10 protein-coding genes and 1 tRNA gene are annotated in these 23802 nt (G+C 69.1%); 9 read left to right on the top strand and 2 right to left on the bottom strand.

What is annotated here, in order from left to right; genetic code table 11:
* The first annotated feature begins 362 nt into the window (after positions 1 to 362).
* The 9 genes from STRTUCAR8_RS23435 (at position 363) to STRTUCAR8_RS23395 (ending at position 13646) form a co-directional block, all read left to right on the top strand.
* Positions 363 to 695 carry a hypothetical protein gene (locus tag STRTUCAR8_RS23435; RefSeq protein ID WP_044472736.1) on the top strand — a complete coding sequence of 111 codons (333 nt, stop codon included), beginning with the start codon at positions 363 to 365 and terminating at the stop codon, positions 693 to 695.
* Between the two features lie 112 nt (positions 696 to 807).
* The gene (locus tag STRTUCAR8_RS23430) at positions 808 to 1422 is read left to right on the top strand and encodes a small secreted protein (RefSeq protein ID WP_078507290.1); all 615 of its coding nucleotides are present in this window, start codon (positions 808 to 810) and stop codon (positions 1420 to 1422) included.
* 110 nt (positions 1423 to 1532) lie between these two features.
* Positions 1533 to 3089: a N5-glutamine methyltransferase family protein gene (locus STRTUCAR8_RS23425; RefSeq protein WP_006378413.1), complete on the top strand. Its 1557-nt coding sequence runs from the start codon at positions 1533 to 1535 to the stop codon at positions 3087 to 3089.
* 521 nt (positions 3090 to 3610) lie between these two features.
* Positions 3611 to 3808 carry a hypothetical protein gene (locus STRTUCAR8_RS23420; RefSeq protein ID WP_006378409.1) on the top strand — a complete coding sequence of 66 codons (198 nt, stop codon included), beginning with the start codon at positions 3611 to 3613 and terminating at the stop codon, positions 3806 to 3808.
* A gap of 267 nt (positions 3809 to 4075) precedes the next feature.
* Positions 4076 to 6937 (top strand): type I DNA topoisomerase, encoded by a 2862-nt coding sequence (gene topA / locus STRTUCAR8_RS23415; protein ID WP_006378418.1) that lies wholly within the window; start codon positions 4076 to 4078, stop codon positions 6935 to 6937.
* A 195-nt stretch (positions 6938 to 7132) separates the two neighbouring features.
* Positions 7133 to 10324 (top strand): dTMP kinase, encoded by a 3192-nt coding sequence (gene tmk / locus STRTUCAR8_RS23410; RefSeq protein WP_006378410.1) that lies wholly within the window; start codon positions 7133 to 7135, stop codon positions 10322 to 10324.
* 176 nt (positions 10325 to 10500) lie between these two features.
* Positions 10501 to 11706, top strand: coding sequence for a DNA polymerase III subunit delta' (locus STRTUCAR8_RS23405; RefSeq protein ID WP_006378407.1), 1206 nt, complete (start codon positions 10501 to 10503; stop codon positions 11704 to 11706).
* Positions 11707 to 11906: 200 nt separating this feature from the next.
* Complete coding sequence (locus STRTUCAR8_RS23400) at positions 11907 to 13454, top strand: alpha/beta hydrolase (protein ID WP_044472735.1); 1548 nt, start codon at positions 11907 to 11909, stop codon at positions 13452 to 13454.
* Positions 13455 to 13572: 118 nt separating this feature from the next.
* Positions 13573 to 13646 (top strand) — tRNA-Thr (locus tag STRTUCAR8_RS23395).
* A gap of 928 nt (positions 13647 to 14574) precedes the next feature.
* On the opposite strand, the gene STRTUCAR8_RS52610 is transcribed toward STRTUCAR8_RS23395, so the two are convergent.
* Both STRTUCAR8_RS52610 and STRTUCAR8_RS55130 read right to left on the bottom strand, forming a co-directional pair.
* Complete coding sequence (locus STRTUCAR8_RS52610) at positions 14575 to 15063, bottom strand: hypothetical protein (RefSeq protein WP_143666614.1); 489 nt, start codon at positions 15061 to 15063, stop codon at positions 14575 to 14577.
* 91 nt (positions 15064 to 15154) lie between these two features.
* On the bottom strand, positions 15155 to 23599 hold the full coding sequence (locus STRTUCAR8_RS55130; RefSeq protein ID WP_006378420.1) for a ricin-type beta-trefoil lectin domain protein: 8445 nt from the start codon (positions 23597 to 23599) through the stop codon (positions 15155 to 15157).
* Positions 23600 to 23802 lie beyond the last annotated feature (203 nt).

Genomic DNA, 23802 nt, shown 5'->3' with positions numbered 1-23802 from the left:
GCGCTCCCTTTGGAGCGCCATGAGCAAAGACACCTGAGTCATCGTTCGCCAGCGTCACTGACGTCGGCGGGCCGCTCCGCCTGTACGTCGATGAGTAATTATGTTGACGGTTTCCCAATTCGGTTCGGGAGCTGCGGCGCTGTATGTGAATTTTTGCCAGAGCTGGGGGCGTTTTCCCCGCGGATCCGTTCCTGAACCGCAGTGATTGCAGATTTAAATTCGTGGTCGTCGGTTTCCCGTTCCAGTGCCTGGTGCAGGCAAGTAACTAGAATGCTGGACGACTCACTTGGATATCTCACCGGGAGTTCCGCGATCTTGCACAAGAGTGAGGCCAGCATTTTATCCGTCAATGAGGGCATGTCATGGATCAGCTGTCGGAACACATGATTGAGATAAATATCCACGTGACGCGAATCAAGAGCCTCGGTGATGTTCAGACATCTATCATAGAGATCGGGCAGTACTTCGAAATGGTAAACGTCCTGAGTCAGCAGAGCTATGAGCGATTGCGCCGCAGACCGTATCTGCCCTTCGTCGTCGATGTGGTACGCCCGCAGGGAACTGGGCATCTGGCGCAACAATGGATAGGCGACGTGCAACAGCAACTCTGCATCCTGATCGCCGACAAACATGACGCGGCGCACAGTATTCGAGAGCTCGTCCCGCTCGGCGTAGGTTGCCCGCCATTTTCGTGAGCCTTCTCTCCCTTGGTTCCCTCTTGGTGCAAATGGTGGCAATAACATACGAACCGGATGTCCGTCGCGTCGTTGTCGCCCAGTTGGCGTGTATGTTCCGGGGCCGAGAGCCATGGAAGGGACCAATCCGGTGAACAAGAAGCTCGCGGTCGCACTGTCCGGCGGTGCGGTACTGGTACTGGCGCTGTCGGGATGCAGCAGCGACGACGGCAACGAGAAGCTGGATGCCTGGGCCAAGCAGGTGTGCGACGCGGTGAAACCGCAGGCGCAGAAGATCGAGGCCGCCAACGCCGCGATCCAGAAGGAGACTTCGGACAACAGCACCCCGGCGGCCGTCCAGAAGACCGACGCACAGGCCTTCCAGGACATGGCGGACGCCTACAAGGCCATCGGTACGGCCGTGAACACCGCCGGTGCCCCGAACGTCGACGACGGCGAGACGAAGAAGACGAACGCCGTCAAGGAGCTCAACGACATCTCGGCCTCCTACGCGGGCCTGAAGAAGCAGGTGGACAGCCTCGACATCAAGAACCAGGCGAAGTTCGCCGACGGCCTCAAGGGTGTCGCCACTCAGCTGGACAAGCTCAGCCAGAGCGGCAACGACGCCCTGAAGGCCCTGGAGGAGGGCGACGTCGGCAAGTCGATGGCCAAGCAGGAGAGCTGCAAGTCGACGCCTGCTTCCCCCGGGTCTCCCGGGTCCCCGGCGGCTTCCTCGGCCGCCGGCTGACCTTTCCGGCCGGGTTCACTCCCGCTTCGGCGGAGGTTTTCCACAGGCGTACGGGATGTCCGCGCATGTCTGTCCACAGGCGTGCGCGGCCGAGCCGCATGGCGGACACAATGGGAGGCGTGAGTAACGCCAGCCTGCACGCCCTGCCCTCCGCCGACCGCCCCGACACCGCCGCGCGCCTTCGGGACGCCCTTCTGGCCGCCGACTTCACCGCCGACGGGCTGCTCGACCTGCTCGGCGCGCCCGCGTACGCCGCCCTGGCGCGCAGCGAGACCGTGCCCGCGCTCCGGGCGACCCGTGGCGACACGCCGCTCGAACTGCTCGTGCGGCTGTTCCTGTTGCAGCAACCCGTGTCCCACGCGCGCGTGGCGGCCGTGCTGCCCGTCGACGACTGTGTGGCGAGCGGGTGGCTCGCCGCCGTCGGCAAGGACTCCGAGGGCGGCGGAGAGGTGACCGCCGCCGTCGACGTACGGCCCTACGGGGGGCCGGACGGCGAGGACTGGTTCATCGTGTCCGACCTTGGGTGCGCGGTCGGCGGAGCCGGTGGCATCGGCAGCCGGGACGAGGGCGTCGTGCTGGGGGTGGGCGGGGCCTCCACGACCCTCGCCGGCATCACCGTCCGTACGCCGGTCGCCTCCGCGCTCGACCTCGGTACCGGCTCCGGGATCCAGGCGCTGCACGCCGCCCGGCACGCGACACGCGTGACGGCGACCGACCTCAACCCCCGCGCCCTGCACATCACCGCGCTGACGCTCGCCCTCTCCGGTGCCCCGGCGGCCGACCTGCGCGAGGGCTCGCTCTTCGAACCGGTCCGGGGGGACGAGACGTACGACCTGATCGTCTCCAACCCGCCGTTCGTGATCTCACCGGGCGCGCGGCTCACCTACCGGGACGGCGGGATGGGCGGGGACGATCTGTGCCGCACGCTCGTTCAGGAGTCGGGGGAGCGGTTGCGTGAGGGCGGATTCGCGCAGTTCCTCGCCAACTGGCAGCACGTGGAAGGGGAGGACTGGCAGGACCGCCTGAGGTCCTGGGTGCCGCGCGGATGCGATGCCTGGATCGTGCAGCGCGAGGTGCAGGACGTCACGCAGTACGCCGAGCTGTGGCTGCGCGACGCCGGCGACCACCGCTCCGACCCGGCGGAGTACCGGGCGCGGTACGACGCGTGGCTGGACGAGTTCGAGGCACGCAAGGTGAGGTCGGTCGGGTTCGGCTGGATCACGCTGCGGAGAACGGGGGCGAGTGAGCCTTCGATCACCGTGGAGGAGTGGCCGCATCCCGTCGAACAGCCGCTCGGGGACACGGTTCGGACGCACTTCGAGCGCGTCGACTACCTGCGCGCGCACGACGACGCCGCCCTGCTCGCCGCGCACTTCGCACTGGCGGACGAGGTGGTGCAGGAACAGGTCGGGCTGCCCGGTGCCGAGGACCCGGAACACGTGGTGCTGCGCCAGAACCGCGGGATGCGCCGGGCGACCAAGGTGGACACGGTCGGCGCCGGTTTCGCAGGGGTGTGTGACGGCACGCTGAGCGCCGGGCGGATTCTCGACGCCATCGCCCAGCTGGTCGGCGAGGACCCCGTGTCGCTGCGGGACCGGACGCCCGCGCAGATCAGGTTGCTGGTGGAGCAGGGGTTCCTGGAGCCGTCGGGAGAGTCGGCCGGGTGAGCGAGTCCCGGAGGCGCGGCGCCGTAGGGCGCTGTGTCGCCGGGTTTGCCGCCCTGAGGCTGCGGTCTACGTCGTCACGACCACGGGGGAGGGGTGCTCCGCGGCCGATATCGGTACGGCAGGTCGCGTACCCCTGGGCCGTACGGCAGGGGGAGGTACGGGGACGGCGCGTGAGGCGTGGGGAACGGGCGGGCGGCGCGGGCCGACCGCTCGCGGTGTCCGTGCCGGCGTACCGGGCGGGGGTGCGGGGAGGTTCGGGCGGCATATTCACGCCGAGTTGGCGGCCGGTCCGGGACGGGCCCCGCGCCACGGGCTGTGAGATTCATGGGCGCCGCCCGCGACGTTCCGTGGTCGGAAGGCCTGGCGCTCCGGGCGCTCCGGGGCCGCCCGGCGGGCAGCCGTACGGACGCGTGGCCGCCGTCCGCCCGGCGTTCATCTCAGGTTCGCGCGGGCGCTGCCGGGGCGTGCCAGCCTCCCGGTCCGGGGGACTCCCGGGCGGGAGCAGAGGGGCGCGCAGAGGTATGGAGAGCGGACCGGCGATCTTCGTGGGAATGGTGTTCGCCCTGTTCGGGGGCGGGCTGCTGGTGTGGACGGTGGCCAGGGTGCGGCACCGGGAGCCTGTCGCCCACGGTGTGAACCCCGTCGCATCGGCGGTCCTCGCGAGCCTCGCCGCGCTGGTCGCCCTCGGGGTCGGCGCATGGTGTCTCACCCGGGTGTGAGGTGCGCCGGAGACCTGTGAGCGGTGCGTACGGCGGGGGTGTGCCGGTAATCGGTGGCTCACCGTCCGCATAGGCTCGAAGAGGCGGGTCGGCACTCCGGGCGGCAGGAATGGCGGTAGTCGGGTTACCGTTCGAGTGGCCGTTGCGGGCTTTTCCCGTTTGACACGGGGGCGGGATGTACCGTCACACTCCGCAGCGTCAGCATGACCCGACCCCGGGAGCAAGACCGGGGGAGACCCCGAGTGTCGACCGGAGAGAAGAGCGAAGTTGTCCCCGACCAGCGAGACCGCACAGGGCGGCCGCCGACTCGTCATCGTCGAGTCGCCTGCCAAGGCGAAGACGATCAAGGGCTATCTGGGCCCCGGATACGTCGTCGAGGCGAGCGTCGGGCACATCCGCGACCTCCCCAACGGCGCCGCGGAGGTGCCCGAGCAGTACACCGGTGAGGTGCGCCGCCTCGGGGTGGACGTCGAGAACGACTTCCAGCCGATCTACGTGGTCAACGCGGACAAGAAAGCCCAGGTCAAGAAGCTCAAGGACCTGCTGAAGGACTCCGACGAACTCTTCCTCGCCACCGATGAGGACCGCGAGGGCGAGGCCATCGCGTGGCACCTCCAGGAAGTCCTGAAGCCCAAGGTCCCGGTCAAGCGGATGGTCTTCCACGAGATCACCAAGGCCGCGATCCAGGCCGCCGTCGCCAACCCGCGCGAGCTGAACCAGAAGCTGGTCGACGCCCAGGAGACCCGCCGCATCCTCGACCGTCTCTACGGCTACGAGGTTTCGCCGGTCCTGTGGAAGAAGGTCATGCCGCGTCTGTCGGCGGGCCGGGTCCAGTCCGTCGCGACCCGGCTCGTGGTGGAGCGGGAACGCGAGCGCATCGCTTTCCGTTCTGCTGAGTACTGGGACCTGACGGGGACCTTCGCGACCGGCCGCGCCGGGGACTCGTCGGACCCCTCGACGCTGGTCGCCCGCCTCGCGAGCGTCGACGGCAAGCGGGTCGCACAGGGCCGTGACTTCGACTCCGTGGGACAACTGAAGAGCGCGAACACCCTCCACCTGGACGAGGCGAACGCCCGCGCGCTGGCCGCCGCCCTGGCGGACACCAGCTTCGCCGTGCGCTCGGTCGAGTCGAAGCCGTACCGCCGCTCGCCGTACGCCCCGTTCCGTACGACGACGCTCCAGCAGGAGGCCAGCCGCAAGCTCGGCTTCGGTGCGAAGGCGACCATGCAGGTGGCGCAGAAGCTGTACGAGAACGGCTTCATCACCTATATGCGTACGGACTCCACGACACTGTCGGAGACGGCGATCAACGCCGCCCGTGCCCAGGTCACCCAGTTGTACGGCGCCGACTACCTGCCCGCGTCCCCGCGGACGTACGCCGGGAAGGTCAAGAACGCGCAGGAGGCGCACGAGGCGATCCGCCCCTCGGGCGACCGCTTCCGCACCCCGGCCGAGACGGGCCTGACCGGCGACCAGTTCCGTCTCTACGAGCTGATCTGGAAGCGCACGGTCGCCTCCCAGATGAAGGACGCGGTCGGCAACTCGGTCACGGTGAAGATCGCCGGCCGGGCCGCCGACGGCCGTGACGCCGAGTTCAGCGCCTCCGGCAAGACGATCACCTTCCACGGCTTCCTGAAGGCGTACGTCGAGGGCGCGGACGACCCGAACGCCGAACTGGACGACCGAGAGAGCCGCCTCCCCCAGGTGAACGAGGGCGACGCCCTGTCCGCCGAGGAGATCACGGTCGACGGGCACGCCACGAAGCCCCCGGCCCGCTACACCGAGGCGTCGCTGGTCAAGGAGCTCGAAGAGCGCGAGATCGGCCGTCCGTCGACGTACGCGTCGATCATCGGGACCATCCTCGACCGCGGTTACGTCTTCAAGAAGGGCACGGCCCTCGTGCCGTCCTTCCTGTCCTTCGCCGTCGTCAACCTCCTGGAGAAGCACTTCGGGCGGCTCGTCGACTACGACTTCACCGCCCGCATGGAGGACGACCTCGACCGCATCGCCCGCGGCGAGGCCCAGTCCGTGCCGTGGTTGAGGCGCTTCTACTTCGGCGAGGGCGCGGACGGCGCTCCCGCCGTCGGTGGCGCGGCCGACGCGGGCAACGGCGACGGGGACCACCTCGGCGGTCTCAAGGAACTGGTGACCGATCTGGGCGCGATCGACGCGCGCGAGGTGTCGTCGTTCCCGGTGGGCAACGGCATCGTGCTGCGTGTGGGGCGCTACGGCCCGTACATCGAGCGCGGCGAGAAGGACTCCGAGAACCACCAGCGCGCGGACGTGCAGGAGGACCTCGCGCCCGACGAGCTGTCGATCGAACTGGCGGAGGAGCTGCTCGCCAAGCCGAGCGGCGACTTCGAGCTGGGCGCCGACCCCGAGTCCGGCCACCAGATCATCGCCAGGGACGGCCGCTACGGCCCGTACGTCACCGAGGTGCTCCCCGAGGGCACCCCGAAGACCGGCAAGAACGCCGTCAAGCCGCGTACGGCCTCGCTGTTCAAGTCGATGTCCCTGGACACGGTGACCCTGGCGGACGCGCTCAAGCTGATGTCCCTGCCCCGGGTCGTCGGCGCGGACGCCGAGGGTGTGGAGATCACCGCGCAGAACGGCCGCTACGGCCCGTACCTGAAGAAGGGCACGGACTCGCGGTCCCTGCAGACCGAGGACCAGCTCTTCACGATCACCCTCGAAGAGGCGCTGGAGATCTACTCCCAGCCCAAGCAGCGTGGCCGGGCCGCCGCCAAGCCGCCGCTGAAGGAGCTGGGCACCGACCCGGTCAGCGGAAAGCCGGTGGTCGTCAAGGACGGCCGCTTCGGGCCGTACGTCACCGACGGCGAGAGCAACGCGACCCTGCGCTCCGGCGACAGCGTCGAGGAGATCACCCCGGAGCGCGGCTACGAGCTGCTCGCCGAGAAGCGTGCCAAGGCGCCCGCCAAGAAGACCGCCAAGAAGGCGCCGGCGAAGAAGGCCCCCGCCAAGAAGGCAGCTGCGACGAAGACCGCCGCGGCCAAGAAGACGACGGCGGCCAAGACGACGGCGGCCAAGACGACGGCCGTGAAGAAGACGGCCGCGAAGAAGGCTCCGGCCAAGAAAGCGACCACCGCGAGGGCCACGGGCGAGGAGTGAGCCCGTCGGCCGCGACGACACCCGCGGGTGGTCGCGGCCGATCGTGGTGACCGGTCCTCGCCCGGCTGAGCCGGTCTTCACTTCGCCTTCGCACGAACTTCGCGAAACGACTGCCCCGACACCATTTGGTGTCGGGGCAGTCGTACGTCCGGACGGCCACTTCGGGCTGTCGGTGGCTGCCGATAGGCTGAAAGCATGACGCCAGCAGAGCAGCCAACGGCCATCCCCCAGGCCCCCGCCGACGCGTTGGTCGCGGACTCCCGCGAACGCGCCGTCCGCGCCCTGCTGCGCCGGCCCCAGCTGAAGAGGCTGTGGAGCGCGCAGCTGGTGGGCGGTGTCGGTGACGCCCTCGCGCTGCTGGTCCTGGTCGTGCTCGTCCTCCAGTCGGCCGTCGCGGAGGGCTCGTTCGGCGGCGGCTACCGGGGCGTGGCACTCGCCGTGACGGCCGTCTTCGGGGCACGCGTTCTGGCCACGCTGCTCTTCGGCGCCGTCCTGCTCGGCCCGCTCACGTCGCTCACCTCGCAGGAGGGCCCGCTCGATCGCCGCTGGACCATGGTCGGCGCCGACGGCCTGCGCACCATACTCATGATCATCGCGCCCCTGTGGATCGACTGGACGCCGGAGAACGCCCTCGCCGTCCTCCTGGTCACCGCCTTCGTGATCGGAGTCGCCGAGCGCTTCTGGACGGTGTGCCGGGAAGGCGCGGCGCCCGCCCTGCTGCCCGCGCCTCCCCCGGAGGGGGCGACGGTCCGCCCGCTGCCGGACCACATGGACGCCCTGCGGCGCCTGTCCCTGCGTACGACCTTCGTCGCGCTGCCGCTCGCGGGCGCCGCGCTCCTCGTCTCCGGGCTCGTCAACAACCTGCTGGGCACCGGCATCGAGTGGTTCGGCCGGCACCAGGCGGCCTTCGGGTCGTACGTCGCGGCCGGGCTGTTCGCCGCCTCGCTGTCCGTGCTGACCTACCTCGAACTGCCCGACGTACGCACCCCGCGCGCGCGGTCACCGCTCGAGGGCCTGCGCCGCCCCAAGTACGGCACGGCCCCCGAGACGGGCCGTACGGGCGCGATCCCGCTGCTCGTCCTGGCCTGCGCGGCCGTCTCCGGCGCGGTCGCGGCGGCCGTCTCCGTGGCCGTCCTGCACGCGAAGGACCTGGGCGGCGGCCCGGTGATGTACGGGCTGCTGGTCCTCGTGCTGACCGGCGGCACGGTCGTCGGTATCCGTACGGCACCGAAGGTGCTGGTGGCCCTGTCGCGGCGCCGGCTGCTCGCGCTGGCCATCGCCTTCACCGGGGTCGCGCTGCTCGCCGCCGGGCTGGTCGCGGACGTGACGTCGGTGCTGCTGATCGTCGGGCTCGCGGGCATCGGCGCGGGCGTCGCCGCCAACACCGGGCACACCCTGCTCGACCAGGAGACCGAGGACCAGCGCCGGACACGGCTGACCGAGCATCTGCACGCGGTCGTACGGGTGTCCGTGGTCCTCGCCGCGCTGATCGCCCCCCTGGTGGCCGCCCTCATCGGCCCGCACCGCCTGGAGAGCGGCAAGTTCGTCTTCGCGCACGGCGGCGCCGCGTTCACGCTGATGCTGGTCGGAGCGCTGCTGCTGCCGGTGGCCGCGCTGGTCCTCGCCAAGGTCGACGACCGTTCCGGCGTACCGCTGCGGCACGACCTGCGGGACGCGCTGCGCGGCGGCGACGACCCCGCGCAGGCGCCGGCGGCGACCGGGTTCTTCATCGCCATCGAGGGCGGCGACGGGGCCGGGAAGTCCACCCAGGCGACAGCGCTCGCCGAGTGGATAAGGGCCAAGGGCCACGAGGTCGTGGTCACGCGCGAGCCGGGAGCGACCCCGGTGGGCAAGCGGCTGCGGTCGATCCTCCTGGACGTGTCGAGCGCCGGTCTGTCGCACCGCGCGGAGGCGCTGCTGTACGCGGCGGACCGCGCGGAGCACGTCGACACGGTCGTACGACCTGCCCTGGAGCGGGGCGCCGTGGTCGTCTCCGACCGGTACATCGACTCGTCGGTGGCCTATCAGGGCGCCGGCCGGGACCTCTCCCCGACCGAGATCGCGCGTATCTCGCGCTGGGCGACCGACGGTCTGGTCCCGCATCTGACCGTCCTGCTTGACGTCTCCCCGGAGGCCGCCCGCGAGCGGTTCACGGAGGCGCCGGACCGGCTGGAGTCGGAGCCGGCCGAGTTCCACGAGCGTGTGCGGTCCGGTTTCCTCACGCTGGCCGCCGCCGACCCGGGCCGTTATCTGGTCGTGGACGCGGGCCAGGAGCCTGAGGCCGTCACCGCGGTCGTCCGTCACCGGCTCGACCTGCTGCTGCCCCTCTCCGAGGCCGAGGTGAAGGCCCAGGAGGAGGCCCGTAAGGCGGCCGAGGAGGAGGCCAGGCGCAAGGCGGAGGAAGAGGCCGCGCGCAAGGCCGAGGAGGAGCGCGTCGAGCGCGAGCGTCAGGAGACGCTGGCCCGGCTGCGCGCCGAGGAGGAGGAGCGCAAGCGCCGCGAGCTGGAGGAGGCGCAGCGCCGCGAGGCCGAACGCCAGGCGGAGGAGGCCCGGCAGCGGGCCGAGGACGCGCGCCGCCGCGCCGAGGAGGAGCGGGTACGGCTGCTCGCGGAGGAGAAGGCCCGCGCCGAGGCCGAGGCCCGCCGCAAGGCCGAGGAGGACCGCCGACGCAAGCAGGCCGAGGAGGAGGCGCGGCTGCACGCGGAGGCTGAGGAACGCCGGCTGGAGAAGCAGCGGAAGGCCGAGGAAGCGCTCGTACGGGCTGAGGCGGAGCGGCGACGGGTCGCGGAGGCGACCGCGGCGGCAGCGGCTGCCGCCGCGGCTTCGGCGGCGGCGGTGGCTTCTGCGGCTGATGCCGCCGGTGCCGGTGCGGGGACGGGTTCACGTGCGGCTGGGGTTGCGGGTGGCGGTCGGTCCGGGGGAGCTGAGTCCGATTCCGAGCTGACGGCCAAGCTGCAGAAGCCGACGGTGCCTCCGGGGGCGGCCGACGAGACCGCTGTGCTGCCGCCGGTTCCGTCGGCTCCGCCGGGTGCGGCGGATGACACGGCTGTGCTGCCGCCCGTGGTGCCGGGTGCGGCCGATGAGACCGCGGTGCTGCCTGCCGTACGGGAGGGCGGTGCGGGTCGGCGGGGTGGTGCACCTGCGGATCGGGTGCCCCCGGGGTTTTTCCGGGACGAGCGTGCGGACGGGCAGGCCGGGGCCGGTGAGGACCGGACGCGGGAGCTGCCCCAGGTCGACGCCGATGGCACCCCGCGTCGGCGTCCGCGCTCCGACTGGGCGGAGGAGACTCCGCTGGACGACCTGCCGACGCTGGCCGACGAACTGCTCGGGCCGCACGCGGACGACGACCGGGACGAGGGGCGGGGACGGGGCGGGCGGCGCCGCTGAGGCGGGTGCTCATCGCCGGTTGACCCGGCCGCCGGTGGAGCCCGTCCGTCCGTGGAGCCCGTTGTCAGTGGGGACCCGCACAATGGGTTCGGCGGGCAAGCCGTGACGAATCGGCCTGACGCGGTGGCGTGATGAGACGCCGTGACGAAGTGGCGTGACGAAAGGGCGGTGCTCCCATGCCGGTGTGGGACGACGTGGTGGGTCAGGAGAAGGTGAGCGCGCAGCTGGAGGCCGCCGCGCGGGATGCCGACGCCCTGGTCACCGCCGTCGCCGCGGGCGAGCCCCTGCCCGAGGCGTCGAAGATGACGCACGCTTGGCTCTTCACCGGCCCGCCCGGCTCCGGCCGGTCCACGGCGGCCCGTGCCTTCGCCGCCGCGCTCCAGTGCGTGAGCCCCGACCGTGCCCTCGGCGGAGTTCCCGGCTGCGGGTTCTGCGACGGCTGTCACACGAGCCTGACGGGCACGCACGCCGACGTGGACGTCGTCCGCACCGACCTCCTCTCCATCGGCGTCAAGGAGACCCGCGCGCTGGTCCGGCGGGCTCAGCTGTCACCGGCCGTCGGACGCTGGCAGGTCATCGTCCTGGAGGACGCGGACCGCCTCACGGAGGGCGCGGGCAACGTCCTGCTCAAGGCCGTCGAGGAGCCCGCGCCGCGTACGGTGTGGCTGCTGTGCGCCCCGTCCATCGAGGACGTGCTGCCCACGATCCGCTCCCGCTGCCGTCTCCTCACCCTGCGCACCCCGCCGGTGGAAGCGGTGGCCGACATCCTCATTCGCCGGGACGGTGTCGATCCGCACGTCGCGCACACCGCTGCCCGGGCGACCCAGGGTCACATCGGCCGTGCCCGGCGGCTGGCCACGGACGCGCGGGCGCGGGAGCGCCGGGCCGCCGTCCTCAGGCTGCCGTTGCGCGTCGAGGACGTCGGCGGCTGTCTGAAGGCGGCCCAGGAGCTGATCGACGCGGCGTCGGAGGACGCCAAGCAGCTCGCTGAGGAGGTCGACGTGAAGGAGACGGAGGAGCTGAAGGCGGCGCTCGGAGCGGCCCAGGGCGGCCGGATGCCTCGCGGTACGGCCGGCGTGATGAAGGAGCTGGAGGACCGTCAGAAGCGCCGGAGAACGCGTACCCAGCGGGACACCCTCGACCTGGCTCTGATCGACCTCACCGGGTTCTACCGCGACGTTCTCGCCTTCCAGCTCGGCTCCCGCCTGGCGATCGCCAACGCGGAGGCCGAGGACACCCTGGATCGTCTGGCCCGCGCCGGTTCACCCGAGTCGACGCTCCGCCGCATCGACGCGATCGCCGCGTGCCGCGAGGCTCTGGACCGCAACGTGGCGCCGCTGCTGGCGGTGGAGGCGATGACCCTGGCGCTGAGAGCAGGCTGACGGTCGTCACCTGCGATGTGCGACGCGCACGCGGAACTCGCCGCTCGTGGCGGGTACGGATCGGCGTGACCGAGTTGATCCGGGGTGACGGGCAATTCCTAGCCGGTACCTCGTAACCGGTAACTGGTGCCCGGTAACTCGTACGGGTCATATCGCGGACGGAGAGTATTCGAGTGGTTTCTCAGGGTTACGCTCGCTGAATGCATATGAGGCGTACACCTCGTCCGGCCTGGTCCTTGCTCGCTGTGGCCGCACTGCTCGTCTCCGCCTGTTCCACGGGGAGTTCGACCAGTGCCGCGAGTGCCACCAGTGTGGCGAGTACGTCGGCCACGCCGACCGGCCTCGCTCGGTACTACGGGCAGAAGCTGAGCTGGCGTTCATGCGGTGTACCCGGTTTCCAGTGCGCCACGATGAAGGCACCCCTCGACTACGCGGCTCCGACCACGGGCGACGTCAGACTCGCCGTCTCCCGCCGAAAGGCCACGGGCGCGGGCAGGCCGCTCGGCTCGCTGCTGGTGAACCCGGGCGGACCGGGTGGATCGGCGGTCGGCTACGTGCAGGCGTACGCGGGTATCGGCTACCCGGCGCAGGTCCGCGCGCGCTACGACATCGTCGCGGTCGACCCGCGCGGGGTGGCCCGCAGTGAGCCGGTCGAGTGCCTGGACGGCCGTGAGATGGACGCGTACACGCAGACGGACACGACTCCCGACAGCGACCGGGAGACGGACCAACTGGTCGGCGCTTATAAGGAGTTCGCCGAGGGCTGTGGCAGCAGCTCGCCCGATCTGCTGCGGCACGTGTCCACGGTGGAGGCGGCCAGGGACATGGACATCCTGCGGGCGCTGCTGGGCGACGATCGGCTGACGTACGTCGGGGCGTCGTACGGGACGTTTCTCGGGGCGACGTACGCGGGGCTCTTCCCGGACCGCGTGGGCCGGCTGGTTCTGGACGGCGCGATGGACCCCTCCCTGTCCGCGAGCCGGCTGAGCCTCGACCAGACGGCGGGCTTCGAGACGGCCTTCGACGCGTTCGCGAAGGACTGCGTACGGCAGCCGGACTGCCCGCTCGGTACGAAGGTGGGCGAGGTCGGCACGAACCTGAAGGCGTTCTTCGACCGCCTCGACACGTCGCCGATCCCGACGGGCGACGCGGACGGGCGCAAGTTGGGAGAGGGCCTCGCCACGACCGGCGTGATCGCCGCGATGTACGACGAGAGCACCTGGCCGCAACTGCGCGAGTCGCTGACCTCCGCGATGCGGGACAGAGACGGTGCGGGCCTGCTGCTCCTTTCCGACAGCTACTACGAGCGCGACGCCGACGGCCGCTACTCGAACCTGATGTTCGCCAACGCGGCGGTCAACTGCCTCGACCTCCCGGCGGCGTACACCACCCCCGACCAGGTGCGCGACGCGCTGCCGTCCTTCGAGAAGGCGTCCCCGGTCTTCGGCGAGGTCATGGCCTGGGCCTCCCTGAGCTGCGCGTACTGGCCGGTGCGGCCGACGGGCGAACCGCATCGCATCGAGGCGAAGGGCGCGGCCCCGATCGTGGTCGTCGGCACGACCCGCGACCCGGCGACCCCGTACCCCTGGGCCCGGTCGCTCTCCCGTCAGCTGTCCTCGGCCCGCCTCCTGACCTACGAGGGCGACGGTCACACGGCTTACGGGCGTGGCAGCGACTGTATCGACGACACGATCAACACGTATCTGCTCCGGGGGACCCCTCCGGCGAAGGGAAAACGGTGCGCGTAGCGGGGCGCGGACACCGGTGCGGAGGCCTCCCCGGGGACCTCTGGGGGGTGTGCGGAGCACCCTCGGAAACTGTGTAGACTTACCGACGTTGCTGACCGCACCATGGTGCGAACAGCGCGCCGCCTTAGCTCAGATGGCCAGAGCAACGCACTCGTAATGCGTAGGTCTCGGGTTCGAATCCCGAAGGCGGCTCTGAGGAACCCCAGGACTCACTCGCCGTGACCTGGGGTTTCTTTGTTTTCTTGACCTTGGAATGTGCGTGCTGAGGGCTTTTTGAGGCTACGCATGAAATGCGTAGGTCAGAAGTTGGCTCTTTGGGTTCGGCGAAGCGCCTCTTGCGCCAGATGGTGGCGCTGGCCTGCGGTTTCTTGGGTTGGCTGATGTGCGAGTCAGTATGGGTGAGGTGTGGCGGTGGCCGAGCGGTGGCCATCCGTGCAGCGTACGTGCATGGAGTCGGGCGGGTAGGCGTTGGCGGAGATCGCCATGGGCTTGTCGCTGTTGTAGGAAGTCGACAAGACTTGCGTGGCGGGACGGCTGCCCGTCCGGAACCTTTTGCTGGGTGGGTCGAGCCTGGGACCGGGGAAGGTCGTCGGCAGAGAGCGCGTGCGGTAAAGAAGACTGGGCTGCCGCGGGCGGGTTGGAACCTGTTGTCGTTTCGAATCTGACGCGACGCTTTCGCCCCCACCGGCTGACCCCACAAGATCACCGATAGAGTCGTGGCGTCGGTACCAGGTTTGTCTGCTGAACTGTGGACCGTTCGCACCCTCGGGCGCACCTCCGCCGGAGCTGCGCCGCCCCCCCCGGACGTCCGCACGGGTCACCCGCCCGGCGGTGCCCTTGGCCGAATGAGGTGACCGGCGTGCCGGACCTCATGTCGGGCCGACGGCCGGGTTCGTGACGCCCGACGGACGACAGCGGCGCCCACAGGGGATGCCATCCCGGGGGCGCCGCCGAAAGCTCTCGCTGTTCTGCTGCCTTACCGGGACGGCGCTGATCATGGAACCCTGGTCACCATGCAACCGAACTCCACCAGTTCAACCTGGGTACTCTGCGGCCCGCCAGGTCGCTTTCGATGCCGAAGCCCGTCGATTCGTAGCTGCCAGCCAATCCCTGCCGGGGTTTAGGGTCGATCAAAAGTGGCGGATTTAATTCTATAAACTTTACCCCCCCCTTCCTCGGCGCGAATCTCGACAACGAAATCTGGCAGGGCGCCTTCCAGTGGACGGCCATCCTTCCCCACTGATTCGGTCTCGGCCTTCCAGTCGATCAAATGAACCGTCGCCGAATATCGGCCACCAGGCAGATCGATCCGATTCGCGTCCCGCCCCGGAAGGTCGCCCGCTTCCTCGAGCCCGCCAATATAGAGCACACCCGGGGAGGTCAAAAGGTATGATTCGGAAGAGACGAGAATGTATCGCCTTTCTCGCTCTGTGAGTCCCGAGCCTGAAAAGTTCCAGCGAATCAATACCTCAAAGACTCCGTCTGCACCCACTCCGATGGGAAGCAGAGCCCCGGCGGAGATGGCCTGGACCAGGAGCTCATCATCCGAGGCCCAGTCGTCCCAGTCATCGGGCTCGCCATTCTCCGTGAAGTACTCCGTCTGCCACATAGCGCACAGACCTGCGTCAGTACGCACCGTCCTCGAAATTTGCTGAGGGGTCGAGCTCATCGGAACATCCATTCACAATCGCTGCGAGCGGTCACTGTCGGGGAATGATGCGAACAGAATCAACTTCGTCTCCGATTTGGAGTCCCAGCCTCCTGATTTGTCGATCGATTTGCGGACCAAGGCTGCGATTAACCGAAAAGTCGAGTGGCGACAAATTACTGACGTCGTCCATCCCGCCAAGTTGAAGATCAATCACGTGGTCAATGTCCTTGCCTTCCTCGGTCGCATTGCCTGCGTTCCGCCACAAATCGGCGGCACTGGTACTACCTCGCGCGGCCGCAGCATCGCTCACCACCAACTTATCAGCCGCGTTCAGCGCGGCCACTTTCGCATCAGCGGCATTAATTTGGTCCGCCGACCAACCGTTCTTGTACTTGAGCGTAATAACACACTCTTCCCCACCCGTATTGTGGACGAGAATTGGCGTGGCGCCCGCCACAACATAGTACGTATGCAGATGCTCGACGGTGAGGTTCCAGCGGTTTGCCGTGCCGGGTGTGAGCTGGGTGGTGACGACGTAGGCGTGGCCGTTGGTGGCGGTGTTGAGGGCGTCGCCGTCGTGGAGTTTGCCTGCGGCGACCCAGGTGTGTGTGGTGTCGTCCCAGAACGGGTGCTTGGCGGTGGTGTGGAGGGTGGCGGTGTGGCCGTCCTCGGTGCGGATGGTGAGGTCGAGCAGGTCGTGATCGTGGTTGATCCACACGTGCTGGACGGCGCGGGCGCCCTGATGCTTGCCTGTCTTCGGGTTGGCGGCTTCGACCTTGTCACCGGTCTTGATCTTGCCGATCGGTTTGGTCTTGCCGTTGTCCATCAGGACAGGGGTGTCGGGGGAGAAGCTGCAGCGGCTGGGGGATTTCGTTCCGCCGTTGGAAGTAGCGGACGACGGTTTGTCCGGCTCACTCACGGCGGCGTTAGCACGTTTGGCCAGGTCCTGCGGGTCATGATCCTTGGCCGCAGCAGCTCTGGCGGCTGCGGCATCTTGATCGGCCTTCGCGGCCGCACCGGCCTCGGCGGCCAAGTCGTCAGCGTATTCCTCGGTGGCTCTGGCTGCGCCAAGGCCAAGCGTCCCGATAATGCGGCTACCGAGGAGCAGGCTCCCGCCAGCCTCGGCGTCCGCCGACCCGAGAACCACGCCGGAAGCGCAGTCCACGATGCCGGTTTGCAGGCACAGGTAGATTGCACCGGCCGCAGTCACCGATGTTCCCACCGCCACGATGGCGATCATGACCTTGCCATTGCCGTAGTTTTCGCACCGGTTGGTGCCGAAGTCAGCAGGCTGGCAGGGGACTTCGCCGAAGGAGGGCGAGGGTGTCTGTGTCGAGGCGGGCTCGCTGCCCATAGAAGGCGTCGGGGTGGTGGACGGCGAAGGTGAAGCACTGCCGCTGGACGTGTCGGTGCTCGCCCCCGGCGAAGGGGACGGATCCGGCGACCCTCCGCTGCCCCCTCCGTTCATGTCGGCCAACATGGTTCCGGTCGGGTCGCTCCCGCTTGCCGGGTTGTCTCCGGCGTACGTGTAGCCGCCCATCTGGTTCGGGTCGCCCGCTTCGAAGAGTGTGTCGGCGGTGAGGAAGCGGCCCTGGGCGGGGTCGTAGTTGCGGGCGCCGAGGAGGTCCAGGCCCGTGGTGGTGTCGGCGGGTTGACCCAGGAACCCGCGGTTCTCGTCCGCCGCGACCCACGAAGTGGGCTTCGGTCCCCGGGAGTTGCCGTACGGGTCGTAGGAGCGGCGGCTGACCGCCATGGTGCTCGCGTCGATCGCGGTGGAGGCGGTGCCTTGGGCGTTGGCGACCTGGTAGGTGACAGTGCCGCTGCTGGAGCGGGTGATGGTGGTGCCGTCCGGGCCGTGGTAGTAGCGCAGGCCGGTCCAGGTCTTGGCCGAGACGTTCAGGGTGATCTGTTCGGTGCCGCCGAAGAGATACAGGACGCGCGTCTTGTCGGTGCCGTCGACGCTGCTGGTCTGCTCAAGCAGGTTGCCGCCGGCGTCGTAGAGGTACTTGCTGGTGTCGGTGTGCGTGCCGTCGGGTGTGGTGACGGTAGCGGTACGGCCCTCGGTGTCGTAGGTGAGGGTCTGATGGGTGCCGGCGAGGACCGAGGTTCCGGTCGTTGTGGCGGCGTAGACCTGACCGCTGTGGCCGCAGTCGTAGATGATCTGCTTCGCGCCGTTCGGGGTCTGGTTGCTGCTCGGGTCTGCGAGGCAGCGTCCTGACGCCACGTGGACGAGGGTGCCGCCGCTGGTGGTCTTCCACTGCTGGCCGGCGGCCCCGGAGCAGGTGTTGATGACGGCGATGGTGGAGTTCGCGGTACCGCTGCCGTTGGTGTCGAGGCATTTACCCAGGACGCGGACGGTGCCGTCGGTGCCGATGGTCCAGGTCTGTCCACCCGATCCGCAGTTCCACAGGATCATCTGGGTGCCGTCGGTGGTGGAGGACCCCGGGTCGGCCAGGCACAGGGCCGTGCCGGTGGTGGTCTTGATCCCGGAGACGATCTGGCCCGTGGTGGTGGCGGTGCGGCTGGTGGTGTTGCCGGCGTTCTTGCCGCTGCTGTCGGTGTAGGCGGGGGTGAGCGTCGAGCTGCCGGTCGCGTTGGTCGTGGTGGTGGTTCCGGCCTGGTTGGGGAGGGTTGCGGCGGCGGTGCCGTCGGTGCCGGTGTAGGCGATGGCCTGGGTGGTGTTGTTGGCCGCTGTGCCTGTGGTGTCGTGGTTGACCATGCCCGTGCGGTCGCCGAGCAGGTCGTAGGTGTACGTCTGCCAGTACGGCGCCGGGCCGCCGACCGTGGTGGTCGTGACCGGGGCCGTGGTGGTGGTCTGTACGGAGCCGGTGGTGCAGCCGCCGACGCTCCCGACCGGGGCCGTGCCGGAGCCGGTGATGCCTGCGGTGTCCGTCCAGGCCGCGGTCAGACGCTGGAAGGAGTCGTAGGCGAAGCACTGGGTGTCGTGGGTGGTGTTGTTCTGCAGGTCGTCGATCGCGGTGAGCTCGCCGGCCTGGTTGTAGCGGTAGTTGGCCACGTCCAACGCGGTGGTGGACGTCTGCAGCATGCTGGACGTCTGGGTGACCCTGCCGGTGGTGGCGTCGTACTGGGCGAAGGTCGCCAGTTCCTTGCCTGTGAGCCCGTAGTTGGTCCGCAGAATCCGGCCGAAGGGGTCGTGGACGGTGGTGTCCAGGTAGGCGGGCGTGTCGGACGCGTTCAGGAAGCCGCCGAAGCTGTCCAGGTTGCCCTGCTGGGTGTAGCCGTAGTCGACGTCCTCGGCGGGCAGGTTGCCGTCCGCCTGGTAGTGCACGGTGGACAGCAGTCCGACAGCGGGCGTGTAGGCGGCTGTGCTGGTGTAGGTGACGGTGCCGCTGCTGGGGGCGGTGGATTGTCCGGCGGTGGCGAAGCCGTCGGTGGCCGGGACGGTCTGGGTGGTGCCGGTCGGCTGGTAGGCCGTGTTGTAGCCGGTGACCGCCTGGGTGTACGCCGATCCGGAGGCGCCGCCGACGTAGCGGGTGGCTGAGGTCGAGTAGCCCTTGGCGAGTGTGTCGTACGCCCAGGAGGCGAGCTCCTTCGAGGGGTCGGGTGTGGCCGACCATGCGCTGTTGTACTGGGCGGTGGGGCGGTTGTCCCAGTCGTAGGCGTAGGACAGGACCTGGCCGCGTGGGTCGGTGGTCTGGAGCAGGTTGCCGACGACGTCGTACTTGTCGTAGCTCGTGGTGCCAGTGTCGGGGTCGGTCTGGGAGGTCTTCTGGCCCAGCAGGTTGTAGTGGTAGGACCAGGTGTTGCCCGCGCTGTCCTTGATCGTGTCGACCTGACCGGCCGGGGTGTAGGTGTACGCGGTGGTGGCATCGGCCTCACCGGCCAGGTTCCAGGTGTCGCTCTTCCAGGCCACGGCACCGGCGCTGTCGTACAGCACCATGTTGGCGTCGTTCTGGATCTGCAGCACCGTGCCGGTGGTGGTTCCCGAGGACCACAGGGCTGTGGTGGCACCGGCGTTGTAGACGACGAAGTTGCCGTCGCTCCGCAAGGTGGCGAAGGCGCCCGGATTGCCCGAAGTGCCGCTCGACCAGAGGGACTTGCCGGTCGCGAGGGAGGACAGCACCAGGTTGCCGTCGGCCTGCATGGCCAGCCGCACGCTGGCCGAGGTGAGCGACGTGCCCGACGGGATGACCTGGCCCTGGGTGAGCTTGACCGTGCTGCCGGTGTTCTTGACCACGCTTCTGGTGGTCTGTCCCAGGGCGTTGGTGTAGGTCGCGGTGGAGCGGCCTCCGGCCGGGGCGACGGTGTCGGTCTCGTCCGCGCCCGGGTAGCCGGCGGTGGTGTGCCACTGCTGGACCGCCTGGTGCCACAGCGTGCTGGTGACCGGGCGGCCCTCACCGTCGTACGCGGAGGTGGTCTCCGACGGGATCTGGTTCTCGTTCGCCGCGTACAGGGTGGTGGAGGGGAAGTTGTCCGGCTCGGAGTACGGGGCGAACGACGCGGTCTGCCAGCCGTGCGAGTCGTAGAAGGTGTCGGAGATGATCCGGCCGGAGTTGCTGTCGCCGTCGGCCGTGGCCTGGGTCTGGCGCGGCTGCAGCATTCCGTCGTAGATGGCGATCGAGGTGGCGTACGTGCCGTCCTCACGCAGCGTCTTCGTGGTCACCGCGGAGGGAGCTCCGGGTGTGGTGACGGTATCGCCGGGGGCGGCGACCGCGCCGGGGTTGATGGAGTAGGTGAACGTCTCGTCCGCGCTCTGGCTGGAGGCCTTGTCACGGCCCGGCAGCCAGACGGCCGTGCGCCGCCCGAGTGCGTCGTAGGTGATGTCGGTCTTGCGGCTGTTGGCGTCGACGTTCTCGGTGGGCAGGCCACGCAGTGGGTCGAGGGTCGAAGTGACCTTCCAGCTCTGGGAGTTGGTGGTCGTGATGCCGGTGGGGTTGGTGTTGCCGCCGACCGAGGACCAGGCGGGGCTGAACGCGGTGTGGGTGTTCTGCGCGGTGGCGTCGACGGTGTCGGTGATCCGGCCGGCGCCGTCGTACTTCATGGCCGAACTGGTCTGCCAGTTCTCCGTGGAGCCGGTGTAGTCGGTGGCGGTCCGTACGGCGCTGGCCTGGCCGACGGCGGTACTGCCGCTCTGGTCGAGCTGTCCGAAGGTGCCCAGGCTGGTGAGGGTGCCGTCACCGTCGTAGTAGATCTTCTTGTCCGCCAGGAGTGTGGCGGCGGATGCCGCGGTGCCGCACGGCCCGCTGACCGAGGTGACCTGGTCGGGGTAGGACAGGGCCATCGTGTTGCCCGCCGGGGGCGACGCGTAGGCGGTGGTGGCGCACTTCTCCTGCGCGGGCACGCTGACGTCGCCGTGTGCGTCGACGGTGGAGACCCGGCCCTGGCTGTCGTAGGCGGTGTCGGTGCGGGTGTGGCGCCAGGTCCCGCCTACGAGCAGCGCGTAGCCGTGCGACTGGGCGGTCTTGATGCGGTACGCGTTCAGGTCGGGCAGGGTGGACAGATTCGGCTTGGTCTGGCCGGGGTTGTCCTCCTGGGTCCAGTCCGTCCATGGCGTCTGGCCGGTGTGCGCGGTGGTGGTGTAGGTGAACGGACCGTTGACGGTCTCGGCGTTGATGGTGCCGCCGGCCGCCGTGTAGGTGTCACTCTCCAGGGCCGTTCCGGCCAACTGGTCGGCGTCGGTGACGCTCTGGACCGTTGAGCCGCCGACCTTGGCGTCCACGGTGACCGAGCGGCGGGTGCCGTCGGACTTGTAGTCGCCGTCCATGCCCTGCAGGTACGTCGTGGTCTTCTGCGTTACAGGCTCAGGCGCCTTCCCGGTCTGCACCGTGACCGTGCGGAAGCCGCGGAACTGGTCCCACGTGCGGTACTGGTCGTCCGTCTGCACCGAGTCGTCCCGGTGCCAGGCGGCTCCCGTGTAGCCGTAGGTGGAGACCTGTGCCTCCGAACCCGCCGGGATGTTCTGGGAGTCCGGCTTGTACTGCGACGCGATCGTCAGGTCGGACGCGATGACCGTGTGCACGGTCGTCTTGTTGAACCAGTCCGCGATCGGCTTCGACGCGCCTGGCACCGTCCAGTACACCGGATAGCAGGAGTTGGTGTTGGCGTCGGCGGCCGAGATCGACAGCGTCTTGTTCGCGCACGGGTTGAGGTTGTAGTCGACGGCCACGGACTCCCCGGTCTCGGTCTGGATCGACGAGATCCTCGGCCGGTACAGGGGTGGCGCGGACGGGGAGGTGTCATTGACCCGGTTGTCGATCTCGGTGCCGGTGAACGAGACCTGGTTCAGCTTGATGTCGCTGTTGCCGTTGCCGTAGGTGTCCTTGCCGGTGTGCTGGATCGACTGCAGCCACATCACCGCCTGCAGGGAACCCGCGTCCACCGGGTCGACGGTCGTGCCGGTTACCGGGTCCACCGCCCCGCCGGCGTCGGAGTACACCTGGCCGAGCTGATAGCTGTCGACATCGACGAGAGCGTCCGTCGACGAGTCCTTGACGTACACCTTCGTGGTGATGCCCGCCACGCGGGTGGTGGACCAGAACGTCGGTCCCCCGGTGACGCACACACCGGTCGGCACCGAAGTCGCCCCCGACGGCAGTGTGGTGCTGTCGGTGGAGTCGCAGTGCAGGTCCCACGGCACATCGGGCCAGTGGGGGGCCGTGGTGTCGTTGAGGTTGCCCGCGGAGCAGTCGGTGAAGGTCGAGGTGGTCTGGCAACGCTGCTGGGAGGTGAAGGCCACCTGCCCGGCGGGCTTGCGGGCGGCCTGCTCGTCGCCGAGCGTGTAGCCGTAGGAGATGGTGTCGAGCTTGCCGCCGCGGACGTACGAGGTCAGGGTGCCCGAGTCGCCGGACGCGGCCTGGCCGCCGCCCAGGTCGTAGTAGTTGGACTCGGTCGTGTAGTCGTAGCGCTGCACGAAGCCGCTCGGCGAGACGACGAAGTCCAGGTTCCAGCGCCAGCCCTCGTGCTTGGCGCACTGGGATGCCTTGCCCTTGGCCGAGTCGTAGCACGGATCGCCCGACCTCGGATGCAGTACGGGCACACCCCAGGCGGAGTCGGTCGAGGCGTCCGACGGCGTACCGGACTGCATCGCGCCGGAAGTGCCGGGGGCTGTCGGAGAGTGGTCGGCACCGAAGTAGGCGGCCGTACCGTCGGTGGTGAGAACGCGGTAGTAGACGCCGTCCTGCAGACCGTTGGCGGCACCGGACAGTTCCTGCACCAGGGTGCCGTCGTCACCCTGCAGCCGCCACTGCCCGATCTCGCCCGGAACACCGGAGTCGACGCCGTCCGGCACCAGTTGCCCGGAGTGCGAGCCGAAGGAGACGGTGGCGTTGTCGCCGCCCCAGCACTCGTCTCCCGACCCCTTGAGGATCTTGTTGCCGCTGCTGTCCAGGAGTGAGCCGCAGGAACGGTACGTCCGCTCGACGAAGCCCGGCTGGTAGTTCCAGCCGTCACCGATCCAGGACGCCTGGGAGTTACGGGCCGAGGTCTCCCCGTCCTCCGACTGGGAGTCGTAGGACAGCGCCACCGAGGGGGAGTTGCCGCCGAGCGCGGACGGGACATCGATCGGGTAGGAGTAGGTGAACGCGCCGGTCCCGGACGTCTGCCAGGTCCCCGACGGGTTCAGCGAGGTCGCGGCGTAACTGCCCTGCGAGCCCGAGCTGCCGGAGGTGACCTCCACCGTCGTGGCGTCTGCGGACGCCGACATCGCCGTGGCCTTGGTGGCCGTACCACTCGTGACACGCGAAGCAGCATCGGCGGAGGACCCGAGCGCGAGCGTGGCGGTCAACTGGTCGGCGCCCGCCCGGTTGGTGAAGGGGATGGGGGTTCGCGTACCGCACTGCTTCAGCTGAGGGGTGGTCATGGCACAGGCCGGCACCTGGAACAGCCGCAAGCGTGAACCGAAGCCACCGCCGTACGCCTTCGCCAGAGACCCGTAGTCGATGACCACGCTCACGCGGCCGGTGCCGGTGCCGGACTTGACATCGGCGCGGGTGAACGCGAGCAGCATGCCGTCGGCACCCGCCCGCAGGGCCTGGGCGTGCGAAGCGACCTTCACCTTCACCGCCGACGGGCCAACCGCCTTACCCGGCGCGGACTTGTGCCCGGCAGCGGGCGCCACCCACACCGGCAGGGCACCTGCCTTGACGGGTTTCGTCACCGGGACGACGGGGGTGGCCGGCGAAGCGCTCGACGTAGAAGTCGGCGTGCCCGAAACGCCGGTGGTGCGCGTCAAGGACACCGTGTTCGTGCCGGCCGTCGGCCACACGGGCTTGACCGCCCGATACCGGCTCACAGCCTTGTAGCCCTTGGGGCGGACCGCGGTGGTCTGGTGCAGAACATGGCTGCCCACCGCGGGCGTCTTCGGCAGGGGCTTCGGGTTCCACACCGTGCCCTTGAAGTGGTAGGGCCCGGCGCTCTGGGCGACCGCCATCGGTACCAGGAGTGCCAGCGCGCCGATCAACGCTGTGATCAGAGTCAGCGTCCTGCCCCAGAACCGGTGCCGAACGCTCGCGAACCAGCGCTGTCTACCACTCACGCGCGAAACCCTCACGACAGCGGCCATTGACTGGCCGTCACGCCCTAGATCACACGTGTGAGTGACCGAAACGAGAGGCTATTTAGCGCCAAGACATGGCTCAATAGCCTTTGCCATTTCCATGACAAATGCCTGATTCACCTTGGTATTTCTTGTGTAGTTTTTGTACCGAAGCGAACATCATCGCCGCTGGCAGTCCGGGT

This window comes from Streptomyces turgidiscabies Car8, assembly GCF_000331005.1.
In the GTDB taxonomy this organism is placed as follows: domain Bacteria; phylum Actinomycetota; class Actinomycetes; order Streptomycetales; family Streptomycetaceae; genus Streptomyces; species Streptomyces turgidiscabies.
This window is presented reverse-complemented; position numbering and strand designations above follow the sequence as displayed.